Genomic DNA, 1,220 nt, shown 5'->3' with positions numbered 1-1,220 from the left:
GGATCATCGGCCATATGGTGAGCCTCTACGTCGAAGAAGGCCGCCTTGACGCGGCGCAAGTCCCTCTTCCACGGCAGCCCCGACACAGCGAGGGCGCAAGGCTGGCCTGACCCGGCGGCCAGGCGGGGCGCAAGGGCCATGGGAGCGCTCGACAAACCACTTCGCCGCCGGGCGGATCTCGGCAGGTCAGGCCCTGGACCCGCCGAGCGCCGCACCGGATGGCCCACGGGGCAGATGCCGCGCCCCCGGCCCCGGCAGGCTGCGTTGCCCGCGATCTGACCGCATGGCCGATCCTGGCTCGGCAGGCGGGCGACATGCGTCAAACTGGCGACAGGAGACAGTAGGCAGCGGGCGACCTTTACCCTAAACAGAGGGAAAGACCGCGCAATGGATGGCTGCATGACCGGGCTCAACTTTCGCCTAAGACTTGTCCTTACCACTCTGGTCGCACTGGCTCTTCTGACCCCGTCGGAGGTGCCCGCGCAGGAGAGGGCAGAGGAACTGGTCGTGCCCTGGTCGCCGGTGACGGGCCTCTATGAACTGCGCGACGACGGAGAGCTGACGGGCTACTTCGCCGAGCTGGCGCGCGCCGTCGCCGCGCAGGCCGGGCTGAGCCTGCGATTTGAACGCAAGGAGGGCATCTCGGGCTACTTCGCCGCGCTCGCCAGCGGCGAGGCCGACATGCTGGCCGGCGTGGTCGAGCTGCCCGCACTTGGCGCCGACGTGGTCTATTCGGACCCGGTCGCGACCCAGGGCACCTACCTCTTCCTGCCCGCCGGGGCGCCCCTCGACCTGACGCCCGACACGATCTCGGGGATGCGGATCGGCACCATCGGGCAGGCCGCCGGCGCCGAAACGGCCTCTTTCGGGGGCCGCAACGAGGTGCTGGCCTACCCGGGGCCGCTCGCCCTTTTCGGGGCCCTGCTGCTCGGCGAGGTGGATGCGGCGGTGGCCCTGCAGAAAGCAGGATTGGACAGCCTGCAGGCGGCGCGGCTCGACCATCTGGTCCGGCTGGCCACGCCCCCCCTGCAGGTGCTGACACACCATGTCGCGCTGCATCGGAGCCGGGCCGACCTGATGCCCCGCATCAACGAAGCGATCGCCGCGCTTGAAGCCTCGGGCAAGATGGAGGCGCTGCGCCTGCAATGGAACATGACGCGCCCCGATCCGGTGCCCGAGGTGCTGACCGTCGGGATCACTCATTTCCCGCCCTATCAGGT

Annotated in this window: 1 protein-coding gene; it reads left to right on the top strand. The window is 69.6% G+C overall.

Translation table 11 applies throughout. The features are described 5' to 3' along the window. Positions 1 to 399 precede the first annotated feature (399 nt). Positions 400 to 1,220, top strand: an 821-nt coding sequence (locus OS124_RS0108515) for a substrate-binding periplasmic protein (protein WP_168161449.1), incomplete at its 3' end; no start/stop codon positions are given.

The organism is Oceanicola sp. S124 (assembly GCF_000220565.1).
GTDB lineage: Bacteria > Pseudomonadota > Alphaproteobacteria > Rhodobacterales > Rhodobacteraceae > Pseudooceanicola.
This window is presented reverse-complemented; position numbering and strand designations above follow the sequence as displayed.